Annotated in this window: 5 protein-coding genes; 4 read left to right on the forward strand and 1 reads right to left on the reverse strand. The window is 42.3% G+C overall.

Going from position 1 to position 8,864, the window contains the following annotated elements; genetic code table 11:
- The 4 genes from QZY09_RS15380 to QZY09_RS15395 form a co-directional block, all read left to right on the forward strand.
- Nucleotides 1-1,329: VCBS repeat-containing protein (locus QZY09_RS15380; protein WP_295673788.1), on the forward strand; the 1,329-nt coding region annotated here is incomplete at its 5' end.
- A 2-nt stretch (nucleotides 1,330-1,331) separates the two neighbouring features.
- The gene (locus QZY09_RS15385) at nucleotides 1,332-3,365 is read left to right on the forward strand and encodes a glycoside hydrolase family 65 protein (RefSeq protein ID WP_295673790.1); all 2,034 of its coding nucleotides are present in this window, start codon (nucleotides 1,332-1,334) and stop codon (nucleotides 3,363-3,365) included.
- Between the two features lie 20 nt (nucleotides 3,366-3,385).
- Entirely contained in the window at nucleotides 3,386-4,711 is a 1,326-nt protein-coding gene (locus QZY09_RS15390; RefSeq protein WP_295673791.1) for a vanadium-dependent haloperoxidase, read from the forward strand.
- A 510-nt stretch (nucleotides 4,712-5,221) separates the two neighbouring features.
- Nucleotides 5,222-7,729, forward strand: a complete 2,508-nt coding sequence (locus tag QZY09_RS15395; RefSeq protein ID WP_295673792.1) for a cation-translocating P-type ATPase — start codon at nucleotides 5,222-5,224, stop codon at nucleotides 7,727-7,729.
- Between the two features lie 66 nt (nucleotides 7,730-7,795).
- On the opposite strand, the gene QZY09_RS15400 is transcribed toward QZY09_RS15395, so the two are convergent.
- The coding region (locus QZY09_RS15400) for an AI-2E family transporter (RefSeq protein WP_295673794.1) at nucleotides 7,796-8,864 on the reverse strand (1,069 nt) is incomplete at its 5' end.

The raw sequence follows: 8,864 nt of genomic DNA on the forward strand, positions 1-8,864 counted from the left end.
GATGTAAATAATGATGGCCTGGAAGATTTTTACGTTTGCGGCGCAAAGGGACAACCGGGAGCTTTGTTTATCCAGACAACCGGCGGCGGTTTTAAACTTTCGCCCCAACCAGACTTTGTTACGGATAAAGCCAGCGAAGATGTTGATGCTGTTTTTCTTGATGTAAACAAAGATGGTCATCCTGACCTATACGTAGTTAGCGGTGGAAATGAACTAAAGAATGGGTCGCCGGATTTAGTTGATCGGTTGTATATGAATGACGGCAAAGGTCATTTTAAACGTTCGGATGCTATTCCGTCAATCAGAGTCAATAAGGCTGCGGTAGCGGTTGCTGACATAAATCATGATGGTTACCCGGACTTATTTGTGGCTGGTGCGCCCGAAGCAGGTAAGTTCGGCGCGATACCGGAATCATATCTGTTGATGAATGATGGCCATGGCCACTTCCAAAAGGCGCAAATCCCCGGCGAGCTCAAATATGCCGGTATGCTCCGGTCTGTCTCTTTTGCTGATCTTAATAATGATGGATGGCCCGACCTGGTGGTAGGCGGAGAATGGATGCCCGTGAAAGTATTCATGAATAAACATGGTAAATTTGTTGAACAGCATAATGCCGAAATGGATAAGTTATCGGGGTGGTGGCAGCGCGTGGTTCTTGCCGATGTTGACGGCGATGGTAAAGTGGATATCATTGCTGGCAATTATGGCCTCAACTCAAAACTTAAACCAACCGGCCAAAACCCTGTAAAACTGTATTTAACTGATATTGATAAAAACGGAACAGTTGACCCATTGCTTACCTACAGTATAGACCAAAAAGACTATACCTTTTTAGGTAAAGGCGATATCGAGAAACAGGTGCCATTAATAAAAAAGAAGTTTTTATATTATCATGATTTTGCCGGGAAGACGGTTAATGAACTTTTTGGCGATTCAATAACCAATACCAGGCCATTAACAGCTAACTCTTTTGCATCCGGGGTTTTCTTTAATAAGGGAAATGGGAATTTCCGGTTTAAACCATTTCCGTCGTCGGCCCAAACTTCGCCGCTTTTTGGCTTTGCCGCTATGGCTGCACCTGGTAAAGGTATCCTGGCAGGAGGGAATTTCTCAGGCGTGATACCTTTTGAAGGACGCTATGATGCCGATTTTGGAGATCTGATACTATCGGGTAAAAAGGGCGATTTTAGCTGGCAATCACCGGTTAACTCAGGTTTTATGTTACGTGGGGAAGTACGTGATATTAAAACAGTTAAAACCGCTAAAGGGATAATTTATGCAGTAGCATTTAACAATAACGGGATCAGGTTTTTTAAAACAACTAATTAGATATGAATAGATTACTTACGATAATTGTTGGGATTGCATTGCTTTTTTCAACTTCAGCAAATGCCCAGGATGAATGGGTAATTAAAGCTGATAAAATTGATCCGGCCAATTATTATGGAATAACCGTGGCGAATGGGATGATCGGTATCGTATCATCGCCTGAGCCCTTCAAAGTTAAAAATGTTGTTTTGGCCGGTGCCTATGATTTATATGGAAGGGGGAGGGTCAGCAACTTTTTAAACAGTTTTAACCTGCTGAACATGTACCTCGAAATAAACGGCAAACGCATAGATGCCGGTAATATCAGGAACTTTAAGCAGCAATTGGATATGCAAAGCGCAGCCTTTACTGCCACATTTGATTATGGAGAAGAAGCATCGGTAAAATATACCTACTATTCTTTGAGGCAATTGCCCTTTACAGTTTTGATGGATATTGCTATTACTGCTAAAAAAACGATAACCATTACCGCAGCAAGCGTAATGGAAGCGCCGGATGCCTTAAAGGACGTTCAAAATTATTATAATGAAATTGACAGACCGCATGTAACCATCAGTTTATTAACCTCCACAGCCAAAAGCCCAACGGGAAAATTACAATTATGTGCCTCAAATACATTTTTGTTTAACGAACCGCACGGGCAGGAGCCAAGGGTGATTCACGAAATGTGGGATAACAATATGCACCTGATGAAATTCAGTAAAGCAATAGCCGCCGGCGAAACCTACAGGTATGGCGTAGCAGGTTCCTCCATAACGTCGGCCCACGATGCTGATCCCTTGAACCAGGCCGAACGTTTAACCATGTTTGCCAAACTGGAAGGCAGCGACCGCCTCATCCAATACCATAAAAATGCCTGGGCCGACCTATGGAAAAGTGATATAAAAATTGAAGGGGATGCGCAGGCCCAGCAGGATGTACACAGCATGCTCTATCATTTGTATTCATTTTCGCGCGCCGGAACTGCTTATTCTCCTTCGCCGATGGGGCTTTCTGGTCTGGGTTATAACGGCCATGTTTTTTGGGATGCTGATTTGTGGATGTACCCGGCTTTGCTGGTTTTACATCCCGAGATTGCGAAATCATTGGTTGAATACCGTTTTCAGCGCTTGGGGCCTGCCAAACAAAACGCATTCTCTCACGGGTATAAAGGGGCAATGTTTCCCTGGGAAAGTGCGGATAGTGGTGTTGAGGAAACTCCTGTTTGGGCGTTGAGCGGTCCGTTTGAGCACCATATAACTGCCGATGTTGCCTTAGGCGCCTGGAACTATTACTGTGTTACCCAGGATAAGCAATGGTTGCAGGAAAAAGGATGGCCTATTTTATCAGCCACGGCCGACTTTTGGGCAAGCAGGGTTGAGCGAAATGGTACAGGGCATTATGATATTAAAGACGTTGTCGCGGCCGATGAATGGGCCGAAAATGTAGACAATAACGCTTATACCAACGCTGCGGCAATCGCTAATTTGCAGGCTGCAACCGCCGCGGCTAAAGTCTTAGGTTTTAAGGCTGATCCGGATTGGGATTTGGTGGCTCAAAACATTCCCATTTTGAAAATGGCGAATGGTGTGACCAGGGAATTTGCTACCTATAACGGCGAAGGTATTAAACAGGCTGATGTAAACCTGCTGGCCTACCCTTTAAAAACCATAACAGATAATGCTCAGGTAAAAAAAGACCTGGAGTACTATGAAACCCGCGTACCAAACGAAGGCACACCGGCCATGACCCAGGGGATATTTACATTGCTTTATGCACGATTGGGCAATGGCGATAAAGCCTACCATTTTTTTAAAGACGCTTACGAGCCAAATTTAAATCCCCCTTTCAGGGTAATTGCTGAAACGAAAGGTGGAACGAATCCTTATTTTGCAACCGGCGCCGGAGGCATAATTCAGAGTTTGCTGATGGGTTTTGGAGGACTTGACATTACCCCTGAAGGAATAATGCAAATCAAAAGCAAATTGCCATCTAATTGGAAATCGTTAACTATTACCGGCGTAGGTCCCGATAAAAAGACTTATGTAATAAAATAATCAATTTTAAACTATTTAATATGAAACGTTTATTGTTTTCTATCCTGGCTATAGCCCTGTTTTTTGCATCTTGTAAAAATCCGGATTATCAGAAAATATTTAATAACCCAGCGCTGTATAGCGCTACCGTACATGAACTAAACGGGGTGGTTATGGGTAATAATTTTTCGCCTGTTGTTGCTTCGCGAAATTATGCCTATGCCAATATTGCAGCGTATGAGGTTGTTGCCGCAGGTGATTCTGCACATTATCAATCGCTGACGGGGCAATTAAATGGATTGAAAGAGGTCCCGAAGCCTTTTAAAGGAAAGCAGGTTGATTATAAATATGCTGCGTTATTGGCTTTTTGTAAAGTAGGAGAAGCAGTTACATTTCCGGAGGGTAGTCTTAAATATTACACTGATAGCCTGCACCAGTTAGCCGTAGCGCATGGTATGCCGGCTGAAATGATCGGGAATTCTGAAGATTATGCGAAATTGGTTTCATCGGCCATCATGAAATGGAGTAAAAAGGATAATTATCTGAAAACCAGAAGTGAATCAAAGTTTCCAATAAATGACTCTGCCGGAAGGTGGGTGCCAACGCCACCGGCTTATAGCGAAGCCGCCGAACCACATTGGAGCGAAATACGACCGATGGTGATCAACAAAGTGCCGGCTATTGCTGTTACCCCGCCACCTGCATTTAACGTTACCGATACCAGCAGTAAGTATTATCACGAGGTAAAATATATTAAAACTACCACTGAAAATTTAACGCCGGAGCAGGCACATATAGCCGAATTTTGGGATGATAATCCGGGTAAATTAAATGTTTCAGGACATGTAATGTTCATTACCAAAAAGTTTTCTCCGCCGGGACACTGGATGAGTGTTGTGGGAATTGGCGCTGCAAAAGCAAAGGCCGATTTTAACACCACCGTTTGCGCATATGCAAAAACAAGTATTGCTATTTTTGATGGTTTTATCCAATGCTGGACAGAAAAATACATTTATAAAACAGTAAGACCTGAAACAGTGATCAATAAATATTTTGATCCAAGCTGGCGCCCGCATTTGCAAACCCCTCCGTTCCCTGAATATACCTGTGGACATTGTACTAACTCAGGCGCTGCAGCCGAAGCGCTTTCAAGCGTTTTGGGTGATCATGTAGCTTACACAGATACATCGGAACTTGAATTTGGGATCAAAAGCCGTTCTTATAAATCTTTCAGAGACGCCGCCAACGAAAATATTTGGGGAAGGTTTTATGGAGGGATCCACTATTATAATTCATGCGTGGTATCGCACGAATACGGAAAAGAAGTAGGGGACATTGTTGTCAAACTGCTAAAAATGAAAAAATAAATTTTGAGAGAGGTAATTGAACTTATAGAAAACGAATTCTAAGTATGATAGCTTCTTAAAAAAACGATAAATCAACTCCTTTAGGTAAAAAAATCATATATAATCGTTGGCTCTTTGTTTTTTAAATAATTGAATATTAATTATTTGCAATATAAAAAGGCCTGTTTGTTTTAAATTTTTATTATAAAATAGGCCCCTGTTTAAAATGGCGGGTTTACCCTATTCAACAAGTTGTATATTTATGTATCTCAAATACTTTAATGTTGTAGATTGAGTATAATATAATTGGTTTGACAGGTAGCCGCCTCATACGGCTACCTTTTTTTGTTTAAAGGAGCTCAAAACAATGATAATCCGGTTACCTGTTTTGGCTCGTTAAATTCTATTGATGAATGTCACTATTTGTACTGACACTGGTCATCATATGCTAATTGTGGTTAAACGAGATTTGTAGTATTATGGCCGGGGTGCGTATGTACCAGATATCCCAATCCCCATGACAACGCTATTATGCCTGTAAATAATTTCAATATTCAAGGGTTGTCTGACGATCAGGTTGCCCGGTCGAGGGAGCAATACGGGGTTAATAGCCTTTCGTACAAAAAAGAGAATACCTTTTTTAAAGCTATAAAAACACTTGCCAGGGAACCGATGGTTATCTTGCTGTTGGTTACCTCCGGTATCTACTTTATAAGCGGCAACGCTGCTGACGGCATCTTTCTTGCTTCGTCTGTAGTACTGGTGTCTGCAATCTCATTGTTTCAGGATTCAAGGAGCCGGAATGCGCTTGAAAAACTAAAGGATTTCAGCCAACCTTATTGTAAGGTCATCAGGAACGGAAAAACCGTCGATATAAAAAGTGAGGACCTCGTAGTCGGCGACAGCCTGATCGTTGAAGAAGGAAAATCGATAACAGCTGACGGAAAGATTGTCCATTCTAATGATTTCTCGGTAAACGAAGCGATACTTACCGGCGAATCCTTTGCGGTTTATAAAGACCGGGCTGCCGAAAATAATTTGATCTTTCAGGGAACAACCGTTGCCAGCGGACTCGCCATTGCCAGCATTACAGAAATCGGCAATGAAACCCGCCTGGGAAAAATAGGGAAAAGCCTTGCTGCCATCAAGGAGGAACCCACACCATTAGAAACGCAGATCAATAATTTTGTGAAAAAGATGGTAGTTGCCGGGGTTTTTATTTTTATTATCGTATGGGTATTAAACTATTTTCATTCTTATAACCTAACCGATAGTTTAATAAAAGCGCTCACGCTTGCCATGAGCATTCTGCCTGAAGAAATTCCCGTAGCTTTTTCAACTTTTATGGCCCTGGGTGCATGGCGCCTGATGAAGATGGGCGTGGTGGTGAAACAAATGAAGACCGTAGAAACACTCGGTAGTGCCTCTGTTATTTGTACTGATAAAACAGGGACATTAACGGAAAATGAAATGAGCCTCGCCAAAATTTTTGTTCCCGGCACAAAGATCACTGACGCTGAAGGCACATTGAATGACGATGAAAAGGCACTGATCAGGATGGCGATGTGGGCAAGCGAGCCCATTCCGTTTGATCCGATGGAAATCGCCTTGCACAAGGCTTATCTTAAAACCGGAATCCCAGATGAGCGGCCTGAATATAAAATGGTTCATGAATATCCCTTAGGCGGAAAGCCGCCAATGATGACGCATTTATTTGAACACAATGGCAAGCGGATAATCGCTGCAAAAGGCGCTCCCGAAGCTATATTAAAGGTGAGTGATCTGACTAAAGATAAAATCAGCAAGATAGAAGCAGTTATTGAAGCATTGACAGCAGAAGGCTACCGGATTTTAGCGGTTGGCGAGGCCGATTTTGCAGGGAATAACTTTCCGGCTACCCAACAGGAGTTCCGCTTTTTATTTAAAGGCATAGTGGCTTTTTACGACCCGCCCAAAAAGAATATTGGGTTAGTTTTACAGGAATTTTATAAAGCAGGGATCTCCGTTAAAATAGTAACTGGGGATAATGCAGCAACAACAACCTCCATTGCAAAGCAGATTGGTTTTAAAGGGTATGACAAATGCATCAGCGGCGAAGAATTGATGAAATTAAGTGATGGGGAAGTGCAGAAGGTAGTGGAAGATACTGATATCTTCTCGCGTATGTTTCCCGAAGCGAAGTTGAGGATCATCAACGCCTTTAAAGCGAATAATAAAATAGTCGCCATGACAGGCGACGGTGTAAACGACGGACCGGCCTTAAAAGCTGCGCACATTGGCATTGCCATGGGAAAAAGAGGTACTGAAATTGCTAAAGAGGCCGCATCATTGATATTGATGGAAGACGACCTGTCGAAAATGGTAGATGCTATCGCAATGGGCAGGCGGATTTATACCAATCTCAAAAAAGCCATTCAGTATATCATTTCAATTCACATCCCGATCGTTTTAACAGTTTTTCTTCCCCTGGCACTGGGCTGGATTTATCCTAATATTTTTTCTCCGGTACATATTATCTTTTTGGAACTGGTGATGGGGCCAACCTGCTCAATTATCTATGAAAACGAGCCAATGGAAAAAAACACCATGGTTCAAAAGCCCAGGCCGTTTTCTGTTACTTTTTTTAATTGGAAAGAGCTTACAACAAGCATCATTCAGGGGTTAATGATCACCTGCGGCACTTTAGCCGTTTATCAATATGCTGTATATAATGGGTACAATGAACAAATAACCCGGACAATTGTGTTTACCACATTGATCGCCGCCAATATTTCCCTGACGCTGGTCAATAGGTCATTTTACTATTCGTTATTTACGACCATAAGGTATAAGAACAACCTGGTTTTGCTGATCATAAGTATTACAATTGCGATCACGGGCCTATTGCTTTATGTAAGGCCTTTAGCCCAGTTTTTTGGCTTTAGCACACCTACGCTTCAGCAAATCGGCATTTGCGCCGGCGCTGGTGTTGCTTCGGTGGTTTGGTATGAGCTGGTAAAATTTATCAAAAGGAGAAATCCGGAAAAAAATAATGATTGATGCTGCATACGATCATCCATTCGGCAGGTCTTAATGTATCCGCGGTAAGCTTTATGCAATGATTACCTATTTACCCTGGTATCCGGCCGAACGATTCAATAGGATATTAAGCGGTTTCAACGCAGGGACATGGTCTGTTACTATTTTTAATATCGCTAAAAAAGGAGACACCAAAACCATGCCTGCTATGCCCCATAATAAGGTAGCGGCAATAATAGCCACCAGTGTTGCCCATGTACTCAGGTCAAGCTGTGTGCCTACTACCCATGGGAAAATGACATTGGATTCCAGGTATTGAATAAAAACAAATATCAGCACTACGCCAACCGGATACCATATCGAATCTTTGGTAACCAGAGCAATGGACACCGGGATCGCGGCACTTATAAAAATGCCGATATAGGGTATCACCATCATAAATGAAGTGAGAATTCCGTATAACAATGCATTCCTGATGCCTAGCGCAAACAAACCGATGCAGTTAAGTGCGGCCACAATTGAATAAACATAAAAATTTCCTTTTATAAATTTAAAATAGGAATCGACGCTTTCATGTAAGATCAATCCTAACTGGACTTTATATCTGTCGCCTACAATGAGGGTGATTACGCGTACAAAGGTTTCCCTATGGTATAAGAACAGCGCAGCATAGATGGGGATCATGACCAACATAATCAGGGTAGAGATCGTCGTATTTAACAGGCCTTTCAGGAAACCTGTAATATCGTCATCGAGGTTAGCGGTCATTTTTTGAAGCCATGCCGACTGTGCAGTCGGACCAATATGAAAGGTATCGTTTACCCATTTTCCCATGTCTGGTGTAAGTTCCGATAACCGTTTAGAGATCAGGGGGAAGTCACTTAAAAAAATGTTGATCTCTATACCCAATAACCAGCCTAATGCTATAACCAACAGAATCACGGCCATTAATAAACACGCAATTGACAGACTACGTGGCAGTCCCCATTTTTCCATTTTTTTACACATCGGAAATGTGATCAGCGCGATCAATAGCCCGAATAATAAGGGTACGAACAATACTTTACCAAAGTACAGCATAAGCGTACCAAAGAAAATGGCCTGAATCCATTTTAAGACGTTTGAAATGGAAGCCTGGTGTTGATTTGATAACGCC

Source organism: uncultured Mucilaginibacter sp. (assembly GCF_903913935.1).
Taxonomy (GTDB): domain Bacteria; phylum Bacteroidota; class Bacteroidia; order Sphingobacteriales; family Sphingobacteriaceae; genus Mucilaginibacter.